Annotated in this window: 19 protein-coding genes; 11 read left to right on the forward strand and 8 right to left on the reverse strand. The window is 66.7% G+C overall.

Translation table 11 applies throughout. The features are described from left to right. The first annotated feature begins 100 nt into the window (after positions 1 to 100). From FHT36_RS18520 to FHT36_RS18540, 5 genes are all read left to right on the forward strand, one after another. Positions 101 to 2,215, forward strand: coding sequence for a lipopolysaccharide biosynthesis protein (locus FHT36_RS18520; RefSeq protein WP_169123969.1), 2,115 nt, complete (start codon positions 101 to 103; stop codon positions 2,213 to 2,215). A 254-nt stretch (positions 2,216 to 2,469) separates the two neighbouring features. Continuing rightward, on the forward strand, positions 2,470 to 3,348 hold the full coding sequence (locus FHT36_RS18525; RefSeq protein WP_169123970.1) for a polysaccharide biosynthesis/export family protein: 879 nt from the start codon (positions 2,470 to 2,472) through the stop codon (positions 3,346 to 3,348). A 58-nt stretch (positions 3,349 to 3,406) separates the two neighbouring features. Continuing rightward, entirely contained in the window at positions 3,407 to 4,216 is an 810-nt protein-coding gene (locus tag FHT36_RS18530; RefSeq protein WP_169123971.1) for a WecB/TagA/CpsF family glycosyltransferase, read from the forward strand. After that, entirely contained in the window at positions 4,213 to 5,610 is a 1,398-nt protein-coding gene (locus FHT36_RS18535; protein WP_169123972.1) for a hypothetical protein, read from the forward strand. The genes FHT36_RS18530 and FHT36_RS18535 overlap by 4 nt, the downstream gene beginning before the upstream one ends. Before the next feature lie 35 nt (positions 5,611 to 5,645). Further along, positions 5,646 to 6,674: an acyltransferase gene (locus FHT36_RS18540; RefSeq protein ID WP_169123973.1), complete on the forward strand. Its 1,029-nt coding sequence runs from the start codon at positions 5,646 to 5,648 to the stop codon at positions 6,672 to 6,674. Here the strand turns inward: FHT36_RS18540 and FHT36_RS18545 are convergent. Continuing rightward, a complete protein-coding gene (locus tag FHT36_RS18545; protein ID WP_169123974.1) occupies positions 6,631 to 7,770 on the reverse strand; it encodes an acyltransferase in 1,140 nt (379 codons plus the stop codon). The two genes, FHT36_RS18540 and FHT36_RS18545, sit on opposite strands and share 44 nt — an antisense overlap. Before the next feature lie 212 nt (positions 7,771 to 7,982). On the opposite strand from FHT36_RS18545, the gene FHT36_RS18550 reads away from it, so the two are divergent. Then, positions 7,983 to 8,501 carry an HAD-IIIA family hydrolase gene (locus FHT36_RS18550; RefSeq protein WP_169123975.1) on the forward strand — a complete coding sequence of 173 codons (519 nt, stop codon included), beginning with the start codon at positions 7,983 to 7,985 and terminating at the stop codon, positions 8,499 to 8,501. A gap of 42 nt (positions 8,502 to 8,543) precedes the next feature. Here FHT36_RS18550 and FHT36_RS18555 read toward each other — a convergent pair whose 3' ends face one another. The 6 genes from FHT36_RS18555 to FHT36_RS18580 form a co-directional block, all read right to left on the reverse strand. Beyond that, positions 8,544 to 9,593, reverse strand: coding sequence for a glycoside hydrolase family 18 protein (locus FHT36_RS18555; protein WP_169123976.1), 1,050 nt, complete (start codon positions 9,591 to 9,593; stop codon positions 8,544 to 8,546). Then, positions 9,527 to 10,942 (reverse strand): exopolysaccharide biosynthesis polyprenyl glycosylphosphotransferase, encoded by a 1,416-nt coding sequence (locus FHT36_RS18560; RefSeq protein WP_169123977.1) that lies wholly within the window; start codon positions 10,940 to 10,942, stop codon positions 9,527 to 9,529. The genes FHT36_RS18555 and FHT36_RS18560 overlap by 67 nt, the downstream gene beginning before the upstream one ends. Before the next feature lie 212 nt (positions 10,943 to 11,154). Beyond that, the gene (locus FHT36_RS18565) at positions 11,155 to 12,561 is read right to left on the reverse strand and encodes an NAD(P)(+) transhydrogenase (Re/Si-specific) subunit beta (RefSeq protein ID WP_169123978.1); all 1,407 of its coding nucleotides are present in this window, start codon (positions 12,559 to 12,561) and stop codon (positions 11,155 to 11,157) included. A gap of 10 nt (positions 12,562 to 12,571) precedes the next feature. Continuing rightward, entirely contained in the window at positions 12,572 to 13,027 is a 456-nt protein-coding gene (locus tag FHT36_RS18570) for a proton-translocating transhydrogenase family protein (RefSeq protein WP_169123979.1), read from the reverse strand. Further along, on the reverse strand, positions 13,027 to 14,190 hold the full coding sequence (locus FHT36_RS18575) for a Re/Si-specific NAD(P)(+) transhydrogenase subunit alpha (protein WP_169123980.1): 1,164 nt from the start codon (positions 14,188 to 14,190) through the stop codon (positions 13,027 to 13,029). The genes FHT36_RS18570 and FHT36_RS18575 overlap by 1 nt, the downstream gene beginning before the upstream one ends. 36 nt (positions 14,191 to 14,226) lie before the next feature. After that, a complete protein-coding gene (locus tag FHT36_RS18580) occupies positions 14,227 to 14,379 on the reverse strand; it encodes an aa3-type cytochrome c oxidase subunit IV (protein ID WP_024280402.1) in 153 nt (50 codons plus the stop codon). 421 nt (positions 14,380 to 14,800) lie between these two features. Between FHT36_RS18580 and FHT36_RS18585 the strand changes: the two genes are divergently transcribed. Both FHT36_RS18585 and FHT36_RS18590 read left to right on the forward strand, forming a co-directional pair. Next, positions 14,801 to 15,946, forward strand: coding sequence for a PA0069 family radical SAM protein (locus FHT36_RS18585; RefSeq protein WP_169123981.1), 1,146 nt, complete (start codon positions 14,801 to 14,803; stop codon positions 15,944 to 15,946). Positions 15,947 to 15,956: 10 nt separating this feature from the next. Then, positions 15,957 to 16,406, forward strand: coding sequence for a VOC family protein (locus FHT36_RS18590; RefSeq protein ID WP_169123982.1), 450 nt, complete (start codon positions 15,957 to 15,959; stop codon positions 16,404 to 16,406). A gap of 2 nt (positions 16,407 to 16,408) precedes the next feature. Here FHT36_RS18590 and FHT36_RS18595 read toward each other — a convergent pair whose 3' ends face one another. Continuing rightward, on the reverse strand, positions 16,409 to 17,122 hold the full coding sequence (locus FHT36_RS18595) for a TetR/AcrR family transcriptional regulator (protein WP_169123983.1): 714 nt from the start codon (positions 17,120 to 17,122) through the stop codon (positions 16,409 to 16,411). A gap of 656 nt (positions 17,123 to 17,778) precedes the next feature. Here FHT36_RS18595 and FHT36_RS18600 point away from each other — a divergent pair. From FHT36_RS18600 to FHT36_RS18610, 3 genes are all read left to right on the forward strand, one after another. Continuing rightward, positions 17,779 to 18,735: a lipid kinase gene (locus FHT36_RS18600; protein WP_169123984.1), complete on the forward strand. Its 957-nt coding sequence runs from the start codon at positions 17,779 to 17,781 to the stop codon at positions 18,733 to 18,735. Continuing rightward, positions 18,736 to 19,479, forward strand: coding sequence for a TerC family protein (locus FHT36_RS18605; protein ID WP_169123985.1), 744 nt, complete (start codon positions 18,736 to 18,738; stop codon positions 19,477 to 19,479). A gap of 136 nt (positions 19,480 to 19,615) precedes the next feature. After that, entirely contained in the window at positions 19,616 to 19,969 is a 354-nt protein-coding gene (locus tag FHT36_RS18610) for a hypothetical protein (protein ID WP_169123986.1), read from the forward strand. The last annotated feature ends 9 nt before the right edge of the window (positions 19,970 to 19,978 follow it).

Consider the following 19,978-nt stretch of genomic DNA (forward strand, 5'->3'; position numbering starts at 1 on the left):
GCCTGGCGGACGGCCAACCTTGCGGACGGCCCGGATACCGGCGAGCGGAGGGGAGCCGGCGCGGCGGACGGTCGGCGCCGTGGGGTCATCAGGGGGAAGAATGTCTATGCCGAACGCGGCGCAGCCAAACGCCACGGAAGCAATGCAGGCGAACGAGCCCGCCCCCCTGGGCTTCACCGTCCGCGATTTCCTGATCGCAACCTTCTATCATATTCGGCTGGTGCTGGTCTTTGCGGTCATCCCGCTCGTCATCGCCATCGGCGCGGCCTTGACCTCGAAGACGGAATACACGGCCAACAGCCTGCTGCTGGTCATCGTCACGCGCGAGGTGAACTCGCAGAACGTGACCGACAGCGGCCCGAGCGTGATGACCATCGAGGGCCTCAAGCAGGTCGAGTCGGAAGTCCAGGTCATCGAGAGCGCGGACGTCGCACGCGCCACTATCGAGCAGATCGGCATCGACCGGCTCTATCCGCCTGGACGCCTCGCCGCGCTGACGGATCTCTTCGGCACCAGCGAAGACCGCATGGACAAGGCCGTCGCCCGCTTCCAGGCAAGCGTGCGCGCCAACGTGGTATCCGGATCCAACGTCATCCAGGTCAGCTACACCAATTCGGATCGCGCTGTGGCTGTGGAGGCGACCGACGCCCTGGTGCGCAACTATCTGAGCTATCGTCGAAAGGTGCTGGAGAACCCCACCGCCAAGATCCTCAAGCTTGAGGTCGAGCGCTTCCGGAACGACCTTGCGACGGTCGATCGGGACATCGAGAACCTGAAGGCCAAGGCGGGCATCATCGATTTCAATCAGGACGCAGTGCTCGCGGCGAATCAGGTGGATTCCATCCTGCAGCGCCGCCGGCAGGTGGCGGAGCGCGAGGTTGCCGTGACGGCGCAGATCGGCGAGGCCGAGCGCCAGCTGGCGGCGTTGCCGGACTCGGTGTTCGACTTCGCCGAGACCACCGACGCCCTGCCCGGCGACGAGGATGCGAACACCCTGACGAAGCTCCTCGTCTCGCGCGACCGGATCGCGGCGCAGTATGCGCCCGGCAGCCAGCTGCTGAGAGAGATCGACAAGCAGATCACGACCGTTCGCGCCCGCATCAAGGCGCGGCAGGACCGGCGCTATTCCACCGATCGCGCCGTGCGCAACCCGCAGGTCAACTACGTCCAGAACATGCTTCTCTCCCTGAAGGTGGAGAAGGATTCCCTCGCGCGCCAGCAGGTCGAGCTGGTCGAGCAGCAGCGCGTCGCAGAGCAGCGGCTCTCCCTGCTCCGCAATGCCGAGACGCCGCTCATCGAGCTGAACCGCCGCCGGGACTCCCTTGGGGAAGGCTTCCGGGAGTATCAGCGCCGCGCGGTCGCTGCGAGCATCGAGGAAACCGCCGCCCTCTCCCGCCAATCCGCCGTGCGGGTCGTGCAGGAGGCCGGCGGCGCGGTCGTGAAGCGCTCGCTGGTGCTGCCGCTTCTGGCTGCGGGCGTGTTCGCCGGCCTGCTGTTCGGTGGCGCGGCGGGTGCGGTGGCCTCTGCCCTGCGCACGTCCTACATCACCCCCGGAGAGGTGGAGCGCAGTCTCTCTCTCCCCGTTATCGCAACGCTGGACGCGGACTCGGAGCCGGACGAGTTCGGCGCGGATGCCGCCATCAGTACCTCCGCGACACTGCTCCTCGACACGCGCATCGACGATGCTCCCGTGCGCACGGTGCATCTCCTGACGCCGGATGGCGACGACAGCCTGACCCACTACGCCCGGCTTCTGGCCGAGGAACTGGCCGGGCAGCGTCAGAAGCGCACGCTGCTGATCGATCTCGCCACCCCCTCGCCCTATCCGTTGACGGCGGGCGTGATGGAAGTCCGCGGCGGCATCTCCGTCACAGGAACGCCGGTGCCCAATCTGTGGGCGCTGGCCGACATCGAGAAATCCCCCCTGCTCGACATCCGCCTGCCGCTGGCCGAGGGCGAGCGGTTGATGGCAGAGCTGGAGACGGCTTTCGACTTCATCATCGTCTGCTCCAGCCTGCAGGGCGCGTCCATCATCACGCAGAGGTTCTGCCAGCTTGCGGACGGCAACATCATTGCCGTGCAAGCCGAAACCACCCGCCAGCCTTCGGCGCTGCACCTGCGTGATCTGGTGGTCGAAAGCGGCGGCGTCCTGCTCGGCCTTGTGTTCCTCAATCGGCGCTACTACCTGCCGCAATGGTTGTACCGCCGCGCCTGAGCGCACTGTTCTTAGGCGCCCAGCTCGCCTTGGGATAGGGGCACGATCCCGCTGAGCCCGCTCAAGCTGTATTGCGCCGTCACGCACTCAAACACCGTTGATAATCGATCCTTAACCATGACCCTTTAGGGTGGATTTACCACGTTCGAGGGTTATCGCGACGGGATATTCTGTTGACCTCCCACATCTGGAGAGGCGAGACAGGTAAACGGAGCGTTAATCATGTTGCAGTGATTCGCTGTGGGAGTGCGTTGATGGTCTTGCCAGAGTGCAGCGCGGATACCGCTCGCGCCTCGGCACCGGGAAATGCCCCCGCAGCCTTTGGCGGGCGCGACGGGCGAGCCTCCCGCGCCTTGAAGTTGGCAGCGCCGCTCGCCATCTTGGCGCTCCTTCTCAACGGTTGCGCCGCCATCGCCACGTCCCAGCAGACCGGCAGCGAGCCGTTCACCACGGGCCACGAACTGCGCTTCACCGAGGTCAACGCTGACCGGTTCAAGCCCTGGACCGACGTCGTTCCCAGTTATCGGCTCGGGCCGGGCGACAAGCTCAAGGTGAAGTACTTCATTACCCGCGACATGGACGAGGATCTGATCGTCAGCCCGGATGGCTCCATTGCCCCGCGGGCGATCGGCCAGATCCGCGTGGAAGGCTCCACGTTGTCTTCGATTCAGGACTACATCCGCAGGGAGTCTCGCAAGGAGCTCGTCGACCAGAAAGTGGTCGTCTCCCTTGAGGAAGCGGTCTCGGCGAAGGTGTATGTGGGCGGCACCGTGCCGCGCCCCGGCGCCTATAAGCTGCCCGACATGGGCACGAGCGCCCTCCAGGGCATCCTGCTCGCCGGCGGCTTCACAGACGAATCCCGCACCGGACAGGTGGCACTTATCCGCCGCGGCCCCAACAACGAGCCCATGCTCCGCATCATCAACGTCCGCGACGTGATCCAGACCGGGTTCGACGCCAACGACGTACCGCTCGTGGCCGGCGACATCATCTATGTGCCGCGCAGCTCGATCGCGGAAGTGAATCTGTGGATCGACCAGTTCATCACCAAGGTCGTCCCGTTCCAGCGCCAGTTCAGCTACACCATCGGCTCGTTCTCGCAGACCGGCGGCGGCAGCACCCTTTTGCAATAGACTTCCCTGTTGCAATAGATTTTCGCGCCCCGCGCGCGTCCTGAGGCATTGAGCGGCCATGCCTGCTGAACCTTCTTCGTCCCCAGATTGGAAAATCCAGACGTTCCTCGGCGTTCCCTTCGCCTGCCTGGATGTGCATGGGACCGCGCAGGTCATCGCCGCCCGGTCCCCCACGGCACCGTTCGCCTACATCATCACCTCGAACGCCTCGCACCTTGTCCGCCTGAACGAGCTGAAGGACGCGCGCTTCATCGCAACGCTCAAGGACGCCTGGCTGCACACGCTGGACGGCTCGGTGCCGCACTGGCTCTCGCGCAAGCTGTTTGGCCTCAATATCCCGCTGTGTCCCGGAAGCGATCTGACGGCCGAGCTGTTCGAGCACGTCATCCAGCCCGACGATGCCATCACCATCATCGGTGGCAGCGAGGAAATGAAGCGGCGGCTGATTGAGCGCTATGGCCTCAGGACCGTCCATCTCCACGTTCCGCCCATGGGCTTCATCGACGATCCTGACGCGGTGGAGGCCGCGATCGATTTCGTCGTGACCCATCCGGCACGCTACGTCTTCCTGGTGGTCGGCGCGCCGCGGTCGGAATATCTCGCGCACCTCATCTACCAGCGTGGTTCCGCCGTCGGCATCGGGCTATGCGTGGGCAGCTCGCTCAACTTCCTGACCGGCCTCGTCCAGCGCGCGAGCCCGGCCTTCCGCCGGCTCGGCCTCGAATGGCTGTACCGGCTGATCCAGAGCCCCAGCACCCATATCCAGCGCGTGTTCGTGGATTCCATGCCGGTGTTCATCACCGCCGCCAAGGCGAAGATGAATCCAAAGGCCTACGGAATGGATGGTCCCCGGAGCGGGGGTCCATGACCGAGACGGGCCACCGGCAGCCCCGCATCGTCATGCCCCTGAGGCGGAGCGCCGGTGCGGTTTCGTCCCGCGAGGGCGCGACCATCGAGGGCGGCGCGGCTCTGCTCGCCAAGGTCGTACTGGCGGGAACGCTCCCGCTGTTCGCCCAGATTTTCTATTATCTCAACGAGTATCCGCCGCCCTATCTGCTGTCGAAGGCCTGGCCGTTCCTGACCTTGCCCCTCGCCTTCTACGGCATCGCGCGGCTCAAGCTGCCCCTCAGGTTTCTCTACCTCGCGGTGCTCGCCTATGTGATCGGCTTCACGCCGCTGATGTCGATCATCCAGCTGGGCAACGACTTCATCGGCGCCCTGTCGACGACCATCAAGGCCTGGCCATTCAGCTACTATTTCAGCCTGTCGGCGCTGCTCGCCTTGCTCTCGGTGCCGGCGCATTCGGTGCGCAAGATCTGCCTCGGCTACGGCGCCGCCACCTTCATTCTGATGATCCTCATCTTCCTCGCGGCCCCGACCTCCTGGTACGGCGAAAATCCCGAGGACAGCAAGCTGCTGCTCTACGATCTCGAACGCGGCTATCGCGTCTACATGCCCATGTTCTTCGGCATGATCCTGCTGTTCTGGATGGGCCGCAGCTTCGTGTTGAAGCGGAACCCGGTGTTTCTCCTCGGCGTCCTCCTCGCCTTCGTTCCGCTGTTCCTGATCTACAAGCAGCGCACCGCAATCGGTGCCGCGGCGCTGGTGGTGGCCTATGGCATGACCATGTCACTGGCCCCGCGGGTGCGCCGGCTGGTGCTCGGAGCCGGCCTCGTGGCATTGGCGGCCGGTGCCATCGCCATTGCGGCCAAGTCCGGCCTGTTCTCGACCGTTCCAAAGGCGGTCCTCGCCGACGGGCTCGGAGATTCGCTCACCGTGCGCAGCAACTCGCTGCGGCTCGCCTTCGGCTTCCTCGGCGACGATCCCATGCGCTGGCTGTTCGGCGTGGGCGCCACCACCCGTTTCAGCAGCACCACCATCAACGACATCTTCGGCAACGGGCAGTTCTACATTTCCGATCTCGGCTGGATCGGCGTGCTGTTCGAGTATGGGGCAACGGGCGTGCTGTTGCTGGCCTCGCTCCACATCTGGTGCTTCGTGATGGTGTTCCGCTTCACCGATCGATCGGGGGATCCGTTCTTCCTCGCTTTGTCGGACTACATCCTGTTCATCATCGCCAGCTCGAGCGTCTATTCGGTGATGTTCACGCCGGGCGAGCTTGCGGTTACGACAGCCCTTGCCGTCTATCTCCACCGCCGACGGAACGAGCCCGCCCCCAGGCGTCTCGCGCCGAAGGCCCGGGTGCGGCTGGGGAAACGGCCGGGGAGCGGCGCTGTCGTGGTTCACGGACGTGTCGGCTGACGGCCCTCCCACCGCACGTCCGCAGAGGGCAAACGATGCTTGAGTCCCTTCAATACCTGCGCGCCACCGCGAGCCTCATGGTGGTGGTGTTCCACCTCGGCGCGCCCCTGGAGCGGCTCGGCCTTCAGGCGCCGTGGCCGCAATCGGGCGCGAGCGGCGTCGACATCTTCTTCGTCCTCAGCGGCTTCCTGATGCTGACGACGACCTACGGACGCGACGGCTACACCGCCTCCTTCTACTACAAGCGTCTCGTGCGCATCGCGCCGCTCTACTGGATCCTCACCACGGCCAGCCTCGCCCTGCTCCTGCTCGCCCCGCAACTGGTCAAGAGCGGCCGGGCCGAGACGTGGCATATCATCGCGTCCTATCTCTTTCTCCCGGCGCGGCACCCTGTTCTCGGCTCGGTGGAGCCGCTGGTGGTTCCGGGCTGGACCCTCAACTACGAGATGTTCTTCTATCTGCTGTGGGGCATCGTGCTGCAGCTTCCGCAGGCGCTCCGCGTGCCGGCCATCTGCACGCTCCTGGCAGCTCTTGGGCTCGTCGGCCTGATCCTGCCGCACGAGTCCGCATTCGTGGCGTTCTACACCTCGACGATCATGCTGGAGTTCTGCTTCGGCCTGTTGCTGGGGCTGTGGTTTCTGAAGGGGCCAGCCATTTCCCGCGCCTGGGGCTACGTCTTCATCGTGGCGGGTTTCGTGTCGCTGCTCACACAGGGCGACGTGTCGCCAGAGCTGCGCGTGATCCGCTGGGGCATACCGGCCGCGTTGGTGGTCGGCGGGGCGCTAGTGCTGGAGAAGGCGCGGCCGGTGCGCCGCATCGCACCCCTCGCCTTGCTGGGTGATGCGTCCTATTCCCTCTATCTCGTGCACGGCATGGTGCTGTCGGCCGTGGGGCAGGTTTTCCTGCGCGTGCCGCTGGCACCGCCGGTGTCCTACCTCGCGTGCGGCATCGTGGGGGTGGGCGCTGCGATTGTGGCTGGGCTCCTCGTCCATCTGTGGATCGAGAAGCCGCTGTTCACGCTCATGAGCAGGAAGCGTCCGGCCCGGCAGACGGCGACGCCGTAGCCGGCGCCGCGGCACGCCGCCGCTTCGCCGCGGCGCGATCCGTCAGAAACCGCGAAAGCACCCGGTCGAAAACGTAGGACGTCAGGATCAGCAAGCCGAAGCCCACGGCGAGGCCGGGGAGCGTCGCGGCACCCCGCCACTGCACCATCAGCGGGAAGTGGAGCACGTAGACGCCGTAGGAGATGGAGGCGACCGCGACGGGCACCCGGCCGAGCCAGGTCACGCCCGCGCACAGCGCCGATCCCACCGGGCCGAACAGCACCAGGATCATCAGCAGGGCCACGGCGAAATGCCGGAGCGGCAGGAACGGATAGTGGCCGACCCCGTCGAAGGGGGTCACGAGGAACGCGAGACACGCCACGCCACACAGGGCCACGAGCCATAAGAGGATCGGCCCCATGGCGAGGAAGCTTCGTCCCCCGCGCTGGTAGGCATCCGCCGCCATGGCTCCACACCACCACACGAGGAAGTAGGCGCCGACCAGCGTGAAGTGATTGGGCGCCACGATGAAGGCCGCGTAGCACAGGCAGCAGACCACGCCGACGGCATGGTTGGTCAGGGCAGGCCAGCGCAGCCAGAACCTGATGACCAACGGGAAGACGAGATAGAACGCCACCTCGTAGGACAGCGACCACAGGGGTTCATTATCCAGAAACGGCGCGACGATGACGCCCGGCTTGAGGGCCGCCACATCCTGCAGCGACAGCAGCGTGCCCAGCAGTTCCCACCAACTGAAGCGGGCGAGAAAATCGCCGTTGTCCAGCGCGACGAGGGCCGAAACGGCCATGGCCGCGATCAGGGTCGGATAGATGCGGCGGAAGCGGCGCTGGAAATAGCCGGACACGTCGTCCGCCCTGCGCCTTTCATTGAGAAAGATGACGAAGCCGCTCAGCAGGAAGAAGATGAGCACCGCCTCCTGGCCGAACCGCAGCAACACACCGCCCGATGCGAGCCCGCCCTCCGTCCAGCCCCGCGCCTGTCCGACGTGGTGCAGCACCACGTAGAAGGCAGCGGCGGCACGCGCGGCGTCGAGCGCGACACTGAAACGCGGGCTGATCTTCCTGTCCGCGACGGGCGTCTGTGTGCGGCTGTCCATGCATCTGCCCTGCAGGCGGTGGCGGGAACGAGGGCGACACTGTCGCCTCGACAGGGTGGGGAAGAGTTGAGGGACACGTCGCATCCGGCACGACAGGCGCCCTTGCAGTTTGGTACAATAACTTGAGCAGCGCGTCAGCCCGCACGAGAGGCTGATCCCCGCGGACCAATGCCGCGTGCGGTTGCCGTTGAAGCGGTCAGCAAGGAGAATGCATGGAGATCCCGAACCAGGCTCCCCGGCCTGCCGTCTTCTTCGACCGCGATGGCGTCCTCAACGAAAACAGCGGTTACGTGCATCGGCCCGAGGACTTCTTCTGGATTCCCGGAGCGCGCGAGGCGGTGCGGCACTTCAACGACCGCGGCTGGCTGGTCTTCCTGGTGTCCAACCAGTCGGGCGTTGCCCGCGGTTATTATGGCGAGGCGGAAATCGAGACCCTGCAGCGCTGGATGATCGACGAACTGGCTCAGGTCGGCGCGCGGATCGATGACTGGCGCTACTGCCCTTATCATCCGGAAGCCGTCGTGGAGCGCTATCGGGCCGCCCATCCCTGGCGCAAGCCCGAGCCGGGCATGATCCTCGACCTCATGGAGCATTGGCCCGTCGACCGCGCCGCCAGCCTGCTCATCGGCGACAGCCAGACCGACATCGAGGCCGCCACCGCGGCCGGCATTGCCGGGCACCTGTTCACGAACGGCAATCTCCACGATTTCGCCCGCGGCCTTGTCCCGTGATCGCGCGCGACGCTGACGCAGGCCGGCCGCGCCGGCGGAGATTCAAGGCACCGGCGCGGTGCAGTTCGCCAGCTCGAGCGTGACGCAGATGGCGAGGGCAAGGCTGCGATAGTCGGGGTTGTCCGGCCCCGGTGGACCGGGCGGAACCAGGCCGATGGCGTAGAGCATGGCGCCCGCGCGCGGGTCCGCGAGCACGCCGGTCAGCAGCCGCGCGGTGCGCTCCAGGGTGAAGCGGGGGTCGCCGAACTCGGAGGGCATGACCGGGATGCCCAGCGCCAGCGGGCCGCTCCACAGACTGCGATAGGCCCGGAACGCTTCCTCCGGCTGGAAGGTGGGCCCGCCGTCGTAGGCCATCACCGAAACAAGGTCGAGATTGGCGGCCGCATCGGATTTCAGCATCGCCCGCATGAGGCCGACATACGACCCGAAGCGCGGCTCCGACCGCTCGAATCGCCCCTCGCCATAGGCTCCCACGTTCCAGCCCGCCAGACTGATGACATAAGGGCGCGGCAGCGCGGCCCGCAGGTCTTTCAGGACGGCAATGGACTGGGCGTCCTCCGCGCAGGCGATACGGCCTTCCGGCGTGCGGATGCATCCGCCGTTGGAGGTCTCGTAGTCAAGGTCGACCCCATCTGCGCCGAGGTCGGCGACGAGCCGCGCCAGCGCCGCGAAATCACGGGCGTGCCAGCCGAAATAGCCCCAGCCCCCCACGGCCACCAGCACCTTCATGGCGGGCTGGCGGCGCTTCAGCTCGGCGACGGCCGCCTTGAGCACCGGGCCCGGATAGGGAAAGGCGAAGCCAGTGCCGGAAAGATCGAGATTGCCGGGATAGACGAGATCGGGCTTCACGAAGCCGAGGGCTATGTGCGTGACGTAGCCCGGCGTCCTTGCCAGGAGGGTCGCGGCGGGATCGGGCGTGTCCCGATCCGCCCAGGAGGCGAGATAGGCGAGGAAGGGTCGTCCCTCTGCCGCAGCGGCGGGCGCGACGGGGACGAGCGCGAGGGCTGCCAGAAGCAGCCCCGCGATCAGAACACCGAAGGACCGGCCATGCCCTTGGTGACAGTGAGCAGCATGATTCTGATGTCGAACCATATGGACCAGTGCTCGATGTAGAAGAGGTCGAGCTCGACGCCGCGCTCGGCCTTCTCCAGGGTGTTGATGCCCCCGCGCATGCCGTTGATCTGCGCCCAGCCGGTGATGCCCGGCTTCATGCGGTAGCGCGCCACATACTGGCTGATGGCCTCGTAACGGACGTTGGTCGCCACCTTCATGTTCGGCACATGGGGGCGGGGGCCGACGACGCTCATCTCGCCGCGCAGCACATTGATGAGCTGCGGCAGTTCGTCGATGGAGGTGGAGCGCAGGAAGTTGCCGACCTTGGTGATGCGCGGGTCGTTCTTGCTCGTGCCCTTGGAGCCGTCGTCGGTGGGATCGACCCGCATGGTGCGCAGCTTGTAGCACTGGAACACGCGGTTGTTCAGGCCGACGCGGGGCTGGCGGAACAGGATGGGCCCCGGGGAATCCAGCTTGATGGCAATGGCCGCGCCGATGAGGATTGGCGCCGTGAGCAGGAGGCCGATGGAGGCCACCACATAATCCTCCACCCCCTTCAGGAGACCGAGGGAGCCCTTCAGCGGCTGCTGCTGCACCTGAAGGGCCGGCTCGCCGGCGATGCGGGTGAGGTTGGCGTAGTTGAGCGTGAAGCGGTCCGGATCCAGCTCGACGATGACGTCGGCGGCGATCTGGTACATCTGGTTGGCGATGGCGCTGATGGCGGCCGGGTCGTTCCAGCTCTTGGCGACAACCACGATGTCCACGGGGTTGTGCTTCACATATTCCAGAAGGTCCTTCATGCCGCCAAGCACGGGCAGTCCGTCGGGACCCGGCGGCGGCAGGGGCCCGCCGTCCTCGTGGCTGTCGTCGAACAGGGCGACGAAGCTCAGGAGGCCGGTATCGCCTTCCTCTTCCTCATAGCGCCGAACCAGATCACGGGCGCGGCCGAGATCGCCGATGGCCACCACGTTGCGGCGCAGGACCTCGTGGGTCTGCACCAGCGACATGCCGATGCGCACAATCACGAGGCGGCCGAAGATGAGCATGAGGGTGGTGACGACACCCCAGCCGAGCAGCGCCCAGAGGTTGGTCTGGCCGATCGGGATCAGCGCGTAATAGCAGATGGCGATGACCGCGCCCGCGGGCACCACGCCTACGCCGATATGGCCGATCTGCCGCAGCGGGCGCACATAGTGCTCGACCCGGTAGCCGCGGCCGATCTGCAGCACCTGCACATAGGTGAAGATGCCGAATGCCCAGAGTATGGCGAGCTGGCTCCAGGACAGGAAATCCCAGCGCAGATGCGCAATGATCGCACCGAGCGCCGCCATGACGACGTCGCACGACAGGACAAGCCGATTGACCAGTCCGTGGGTCCACCGTGTCATCGTCCCCCGATCCCCGCAGCCGCCGTCGAATCCCAAGTTCCACGGTATGTGCTTCTGGTTAAGAAGTGGTGGGCAGTCAAGGATATGGAGCAAATTGTGGCGCTTTGGAACAATTGGGCGTCGTCTTGAGCGCCACCCTCGGGTGCTGCAACGAAAAAGCCGCCGGACCTTGCGATCCGGCGGCTTCGATCTCGTTCAGAATGAAGGTGTCTTCAGTGCCCGAAGGCCTTCACCACGTCCTCGGTGACCTTCTTGGCGTCGCCGAAGAGCATCATGGTGTTGTCCTTGAAGAACAGCTCGTTCTCGACACCGGCATAGCCCGCAGACATGCCGCGCTTGATGAAGAGAACGGTCTTGGCCTTCTCCACATCGAGGATAGGCATGCCGTAGATGGGCGACTGCGGGTCGGTCTTGGCTGCCGGGTTGGTCACGTCGTTGGCGCCGATCACGAAGGCCACGTCCGCCTGGGCGAACTCGGAGTTGATGTCCTCGAGCTCGAACACCTCGTCGTAGGGCACCTGGGCCTCGGCGAGCAGCACGTTCATGTGGCCCGGCATGCGGCCCGCCACCGGGTGGATGGCGTACTTGACCTCGACGCCCTCCTCCTTGAGCAGATCCGCCATCTCGCGGAGCGCGTGCTGGGCCTGGGCCACCGCCATGCCGTAGCCGGGCACGATGATGACCTTCTCGGCGTTCTTCATGATGTAGGCGGCGTCATCAGCCGAACCCTGCTTCACCGGGCGGGCTTCCGCATGGCCGGCCGCACCGGCCGCCGCGGCGTCACCGCCGAAGCCGCCGAGGATGACCGAGATGAAGGACCGGTTCATGCCCTTGCACATGATGTAGGACAGGATGGCGCCCGAGGAGCCCACCAGCGCACCCGTGATGATGAGCGCGGTGTTGCCCAGGGTGAAGCCGATGCCGGCCGCCGCCCAACCCGAGTAGGAGTTCAGCATCGACACCACGACGGGCATGTCCGCGCCGCCGATGGGGATGATAAGCAGGCCGCCGAGGATCAGCGACAGCAGCGTGATGATCCAGAACAGCGTGATCGAGCCGGTCAGCACGAACGCGACGATGAGGATCAGCAGCAGCAGGGCGAGGCCGCCATTGATGAGGTGACGCGCCGGCAGCATGATCGGCTTGCCGCTCATGTTGCCGTTGAGCTTGGCGAAGGCGATGATCGAGCCGGTGAAGGTGATCGCACCGATGGCCACGCCCAGCGACATCTCCACGAGGCTCGCCCCGTGCAGGTGGCCGGGATCGCCGATGCCGAAGGCGCGCGGCGCATAGAGCGCGGCCGCAGCCACCAGCACGGCGGCAAGGCCGACGAGCGAGTGGAAGGCGGCGACCAGCTGCGGCATTGCCGTCATGGCGATGCGCTTGGCCACCACCGCACCGACGCCACCGCCGATGCCGATGCCGGCGAGCACCAGCACCCAGCCGATCCCGTCGGACGGCGGGGAGAGGGCGAGCGTGGTGAGGATGGCGATGCCCATGCCCACCATGCCGAACAGGTTGCCCTGCCGCGAGGTGGTGGGATGGGAGAGGCCCCGAAGGGCCAGCACGAAGAGGATGCCTGCAACCAGATAGAGCAGGGCGGCGAGGTTCGCGGTCATGTGCCTCGCCTCACTTCTTCTTGGAGTACATGGCGAGCATTCGGCTGGTCACCATGAACCCGCCGAAGATGTTCACCGAGGCGAAGATGAGCGCGACGAAACCGAAGATGCGCGCGCCCCAGGCGTGGCTGGAATCGCCCACCGTGGTCACGCCGACGGCGAGCAGCGCGCCCACCACGATCACCGACGAGATGGCGTTGGTCACGCTCATCAGCGGGGTGTGCAGCGCCGGGGTCACCGACCACACCACGTAGTAGCCCACGAACACCGCGAGCACGAAGATAGAGAGGCGGAACACGAAGGGGTCGATCGCCCCGCCGGTCGCCGCGTGGGCGGCCGCGCCGAGGGCGGAGGCCGCCTGGTCGGCATAGAGCTGGGCGGCTTCCGCTGCCTGCCGCGCGATCTCGGCGGAGGTGCGGGCTTGAACTGCGGCGTCCGCCGCGGACTGGGCTGTGGCGGGATTCATCAGGCCGCTCCCTCGCTGGTCGCTGCGGGATTCTTGGGTGCGAAGTTCGGATGCACGACGGCACCGTCACGGGTGAGGAGCGTGGCCTTCACCAGCTCGTCGTCCCACTTGACGGCCAGCGCCTTCGACGCCTTGTCCACCATCGTCTCGAAGAAGTTGAACAGGTTCTTGGCGTAGAGCGGCGAGGCCGAGGCGGCGATGCGGCCCGGCACGTTGAGGTGGCCGACGATCTTCACGCCGTTCACCTCGACCACCTGCCCCGCCACCGCGCCGGCGACGTTGCCGCCGCGCTCGACCGCGAGGTCGATCAGCACGGAGCCCGGCTTCATGGAGGCCACCATCTCCGCCGTCACGAGGCGCGGCGCAGGCCGGCCCGGGATGAGGGCGGTGGTGATGACGATGTCCTGCTTCTTGATGTGCTCGGCGACGAGCGCGGCCTGCTTGGCCTGGTACTCCGCCGACATGGGCTTGGCGTAGCCGGCCGCGGTCTCGGCCTGCTTGAACTCCTCGTCCTCCACCGCGACGAACTTGGCGCCCAGCGAGGCGACCTGTTCCTTGGCGGCGGGACGGACGTCGGTGGCGGTCACGATGGCGCCGAGGCGGCGGGCGGTCGCGATGGCCTGCAGGCCCGCGACGCCGGCGCCCATGACGAAGACGCGCGCGGCGGGAACGGTGCCGGCGGCGGTCATCATCTGCGGCAGGGCGCGGTTGAACTCGGCGGCCGCGTCGATCACCGCGCGATAGCCGGCGAGGTTCGCCTGCGAGGAGAGCACGTCCATCACCTGCGCACGGGTGATGCGGGGCATCAGCTCCATGGCGAAGGAGGCGATCCCGGCATTGGCCATGGCGGCGAGCGCCGCGTCATTGCCGTAGGGATCCATGATGGCGAGGACGAGCGCGCCGGGCTTGTACGACGAAAGTTCGGCTTCCGTCGGCCGGCGAACCTTCAGTACGACTTCCGCGCCGTTCAGCGCATCCCACGCCGACGGGGCGATGGTGGCACCTGCCGCCACGAAGTCTGAATCGAGAATGCCGGACTTCACGCCCGCGCCGCTCTCCACGGCCACGGATGCGCCAAGTGCGACCAGACGCTTCACCGTATCCGGGGTCGCGCCAACCCTCGGCTCGCCGAGATCGATCTCGGCGGGAACAGCGATTTTCATTTCTTGAAGTCTCCGGTGCTCCGGCCGCTCAGCCGTTCAGAGGAGGAAAATCCACATCAGGACGAGGATGGCAGCAACGCCGATGGTGCCCCACTTGGCGAGGGCAGTGAACATGGCGTAGGTGCGCTCGTGCTCGGGATAATCGTTTCCGTCTGCCGTGGCGTATTCGATCGTGGCGTGTTCAGCCATCTTATCCCCCTGCTCCTAAGCGTCTTCTGAGGCCTTTACCGGAGATGGGAATGTCTGGCAACTGCCTTCTGGTGTACAGTATGCCAGATTGAACGGTGTGAACCGCCGGCTATCCGCGGCGCCCCGGATGTTCTTGTTATGTTCCGTCTTCGATGCTAGCTTTTTGAGCATGAGCCCCGCATCCGATTCCCACGGCCCGCGCGCAGCCGCCCCGCCCGTTCCGGGGGGACCAATTGCCGCGCCGATCACTCCCGCCCTGAAGGCCAGCTCTAGGACGGTATCGCCCAAATCCGCGCCCGCCAAGGCTGCTCCCGCCAAGGCGGCACAGCCCAAGGCAGTGCAGCCAAAGGCGGCCCCCAAGGCTGCTTCAGGCGACGCCCGCATCGCTTCGCCGCCGGTGAAGACCCGGAGCGAGCGGATCATGGGCCGGCTCGCCGAGGAGCGCCGGGCGCCACCCCCTGCCCTGCCGCCGGCGCTGGACGCTGAGGCCGGGACCGGCGTCGAGGCGGAACGCCGGCGCGGCCGTGGCGCGGTCTCCAACGCCGCCGGGCGCTTCGAGCCTGCCGCCCGCGTGCTGTTCGACGACGGCTGGCAGACGCTGGAAGACCTGCCGCCCTTCCGCACCGAGGTGACGGAGGAGCGGGCGCGCACCATCATCACCCGCAACCAGTCACCCGACATCGCCTTCGACCGCTCCATCAACGCCTATCGAGGCTGCGAGCACGGCTGCATCTATTGCTTTGCCCGGCCCACCCACGCCTATCAGGGGCTCTCCGCCGGACTCGACTTCGAGACCAAGCTGTTCGTGAAGCCGGACGCGCCGGAGCTTCTGGCGCGGGAGCTGTCGCACCCCTCCTACAAGCCGCGCGTCATCGCCATGGGGACCAATACCGATCCCTACCAGCCCATCGAGCGGCGCTACGAGCTGACCCGGCGCATCCTCGAGGTGCTGGCGGACTTCGGCCACCCGGTGGGCATCGTCACCAAGTCGGCTTTGGTGGTGCGCGACATCGACATCCTCGGGCCGATGGCGGAAAAGGGCCTCGCCAAGGTCGCCATCTCCATGACGACGCTCGATCCGCACCTGTCCCGCACCATGGAGCCGCGCGCCGCCAGCCCGCATGTGCGCCTCGGCACCATACGCCGCCTCGCCGAAGCCGGCATTCCCACGGCGGTCCTCACCGCGCCGCTGATCCCGGCGCTGAACGACATGGAGATCGAGCGCATCCTCGATGCCGCCAAGGCCGCAGGGGCATCCGAGGCCGGCTATGTGATGCTGCGCCTGCCGCTGGAGATCGCCGACCTGTTCCGCGAATGGCTCGTGGCCAATTTCCCTGACAAGGCCCGCCATGTCCTCAACCTCATCCGCCAGATGCATGGGGGCAAGGATTACGACTCCACCTTCGGCCGCAGGGGGCGGGGTGAGGGGCCCTATGCCTGGACGGTGGGCCGCAGGTTCGAGATCGCCGCCCGGCGCCTCGGCCTCGCCGGCCGCGGGCTGAAGCTGACCACCGAGCATTTCCGTCACCCCAAGCAGGCGGGCGAGCAGCTCGACCTGTTCGCTTGAGGAACCCCACATGAGCGCACCCGATCTCAGGCTCCACCTCGTCACGCTCGGCGTGTCCGACCTGCCGCGCGCGGCCGCCTTCTATCGGGCGCTGGGTCTCGTCGAGAGCAAGGCGGGAGAAGGCGAAGCCGGCAACGTCGCCTTCTTCCATGCGGGCAATGTGGTGGTGAGCCTTTTTCCACGGGCGCGCCTCGCCGAGGATGCGACGCTGGCCGATACCCCGCCGCAGCCCTTCGCCGGCATCACGCTCGCCTGCAATGTGGGATCGCCGGAAGAGGCCGCGGCCCTGATCGCGCGGGCGGAAGCGGCGGGCGGGCGCGTGGTGAAGCCGGCGCAGAAGGTGTTCTGGGGCGGAACGAGCGGCTATTTCGCCGACCCCGACGGGCATCTGTGGGAGGTCGCCCACAATCCCTTCTTCCCGTTCGATACAGAGGGCCGGCTGGTGCTGCCGGGCGCGTGAGATCAGGGCGCGGTGCGGCGGTCGCTGCCATAGGCGCGCAGGAACACACGGACGGCGCCGCGCACCGATTTCTCCACCACCGCCGGGTCCGGCGCATCCGGCGCGCCGACGAGCACCGGAATGGTCACGCCATCCTTGCAGAGGGTGAGGAACTGGCTGGCCGCCTGGTCTACGTCCTCGATGTCGAGCAGCCCCTGCTCCACCTTGGCCTTCAGGAACACCGACAGGCGGGAAATGCCCTCGCACGGGCCCGCCTCGAAGAAGCGGCGACCCACGTCCGGGAACTTGCCGGAAATGGAGATGACGGTTCTGAGCAAGGCAATACTGCTCGGCCGCAGGATGGCGGTGATGAAAGACCGGCCGATCTTGGTCAGCGCCGCCTCGAGATCCGCTTCGTCCGGGTCCACCACGAACATGCGCTCGGCAGTTTCACCGCACTCGCTGGAGACGAGTTCCGCGAACAGGTCTTCCTTGTTCTCGAAATAGACGTAGAGCGTGCCCTTGGAGACCCCGGCCGCGCGGGCGATGTCTCCCATGCTGGCGGCGTCGAAGCCGCGGTCGAAGAACACCTGACGCGCCCCGGCGAGAATCTGGCTGCGCTTCTCCGGGTCCTGGCCTGCGCCGGAACCGGTTTCGTGCGCATCGCCGAGGCCACAATCCTCGCGGCCCGCCGCGTGCCGCGGCTTGAGTGCGATCTCGCCTTCCCTGTCCGTCATCCTGCGGGTCTCTTCCTCTTGTCCTCGTTCTCTGCGATCGCGCCGGCTCTGCGCAAGCACGTTAACGACTTTCCGGCGCCTTCAGCCGCGGCCATGGCAACGATGACACACGCCGCCCACCGCGATGGCCCCCTTCCCTTGGGGAGGGGTCGCACACAATTTTCTGACCGAACCGTTCAGTTCGTTCTTGCATGACCGAAAGCGGTGCGCTATGTCAATATTCATCGAACCAAACCGTTCGGTCATCGCTCGGAACCGCAACCCGTGCGCTGAACGAACCGAGGGAGGAGAGCAACGCCCCCGCTCTCCTCCCTTCCTATCCCGCCGATCGGTTCGGTCATGACCCGGTGCCGCAACCCTGGTCCTGACTGATGCGAGAGGGAGGAGAGCAACGCCCCCGCTCTCCTCCCTCTGTTTCCATCGGCCCCCTCCCCCCGAATGTCCCACTGGTCTGCCCTTCCGCCCGAGCCGAAGCGGCCAACCCGCGACATTCCGCCACATCCCCTTTGGTGAGCGGGCTAAAGCCCCTATTTCCTCGCTCACCGGTCCGGGCCCCTCTGGCGCAGGTCTTCTGCGTGATGTCGGATCAGGCGTGATATCCGCGCTCCATCCAGAGGCCCCATGGTTCCCCCCGCTTCGTCGAGACCTGTTTCAGCATGACCGCACAAGGCCCCCAGAGCCGGCGGCGTGCGCTGTTCATGGTCAATCCGCGCGCCCGCGGCGGCTCGCTGCCGCTCGAAGCGGTGCGCGCCGTGCTCGAGACGGAATTCGACCTCCTCGAAACGCCGCTGCCCTCCCCCGGCGAACTATCGGACCTGCTTCGCGCCCGCGCGGATGAGGTGGATCTCGTCATCCTCGGCGGCGGCGACGGCACGCTCAATGCAGCGGCCTCCGGCCTCTACGACACGCAGCTTCCCCTCGGTGTCCTGCCGCTCGGCACGGCCAACGACTTCGCCCGCACCCTCGCCATTCCCACCGATCCTCTGGCGGCGGCGCGGGTCATCCTCGCCCACCCGCCCCGCTTCATCGACCTCGGCGATGTGAACGGCCATCCGTTCCTCAATGTCGCGAGCATCGGCTTTTCCGCCGATCTTGCCCGCGCCCTCACACGCGAGGCCAAGCGCTATTTCGGCGTTGTCGGCTATGGCATCGTCGCCGCGCGCCTGCTGATCCAGTCACGGCTTTTCACCGCCTATATCGAGCACGACGGCACGGCCGAGGCGGTCCGCACCTTGCAGGTCTCGGTGGGCAACGGGCGCCACTATGGCGGCGGCATGACGGTGGAGGCGAGCGCCACGGCCGATGACGGCCAGCTCGACTTCTACAGCCTGGAGGTGGACCATTGGTGGCGCCTTCTGGCCCTCCTGCCCTCGCTCCGCGCCGGCACGCAGGGCCAGTGGGACGACGTACGCGCCTTCCGCACCAAAAAGGTGGTGGTGCGCACCAGCCGGCCGCGCCCCGTCAATACGGACGGCGAGCTCGTCACCTACACCCCGGCGCATTTCAGCATTCGGCCCGCCGCCATCCGTGTGCATGCGCCGCCGCAGACCGTGACCCGATCCGGCAGCGGTGAGCAGAATTCCTCGCAACCCCTCGCTGAAGGCACCCCCTAAATGGACTACCTCCTCCAACTCGCAGCCGATCCCGCCGCGTGGGTCGCCCTGGTGACGCTGGTGGCCATGGAAGTCGTGCTCGGCATCGACAACCTGATCTTCATCTCCATCCTCACCAACAAGCTGCCGGAACAGTATCGCAGCAAGGCGCGGCGCATCGGCATCAGCCTCGCGCTCATCATGCGCCTCGCTTTGCTCGGCACCATCGCCATCATCGTGCGGCTGACGGCGCCCATCTTCGAGGTGTTCGGCCACGCCTTCTCCTGGCGCGACCTGATCCTCATCGCCGGCGGCCTGTTCCTGGTGTGGAAGGCGACCACCGAGATCCATCACACTGTGGACCCGCGCACCCATGCGGAGGACGTGAAGGACAGCAAGGTCACCATCGGCTTCACCGCCGCCATCGTGCAGATCCTGCTGCTCGACATCGTGTTCTCCATCGACAGCATCATCACCGCCGTGGGCATGACCGAGCACATCCCGATCATGGTGATCGCCGTGATCGCCGCCGTGACCTGCATGCTGCTCGCCGCGGACCCGCTGGCCCGCTTCATCGAGGCGAACCCCACTGTGGTGATGCTGGCGCTGGGCTTCCTCATCATGATCGGCATGACGCTGATCGCGGAAGGTTTCGGCGCCCACGTGCCCAAGGGCTACGTCTACGCCGCCATGGGCTTCTCCACGGCCATCGAGGGCCTCAACATGATGGTCCGCCGCCGCCGTGCGGCTGGCGCGGGGCATTGAGCTGACGGGCGGTCTCGCCGCCGCATTCCAACGCGCCGCGGGCATCGCTATGCTCGTGGCGCGGGCGGATCGGCCCGCGACTCAAAGGGGCATCGCCGGCAGTCCGCCGCCCCGCAGCCTGTGGCCGAGGTCGAGAATGGCTCATTTTTCCGCGTCCCGTTTCGCCGTCGCGCTGGTGCCGGCGCTGGTGCTGATGGCGTTCGCCGCCCCGGCGCGCGCGCAGGCCTGCCTGGAGCAGATCGTTCCGGTTCAGGCGGCGCTCAAGGAGCGCCTGCCGCATCCCAAGAAGCCGCCGGAGCAGGACCAGTCCATCGCGGCGCAGACCGACCGCCAGGCCACGCCGGGCTCGCTCGCCGCGGCGGGCCTGACCCAGCCGGACTCCGGCGCCCTCGGCGCCCTCAATCAGGCCATCAACCTGCAGGCGGCGGGCGACGAGGCCGGCTGCCTCAAGGCGCTCGCCGAGGCCAAGCGGCTGGGCGGCCTGAACTGAGGCCGGACC

Source organism: Xanthobacter sp. SG618 (genome assembly GCF_012932745.1).
Classification (GTDB): domain Bacteria; phylum Pseudomonadota; class Alphaproteobacteria; order Rhizobiales; family Xanthobacteraceae; genus Xanthobacter; species Xanthobacter flavus.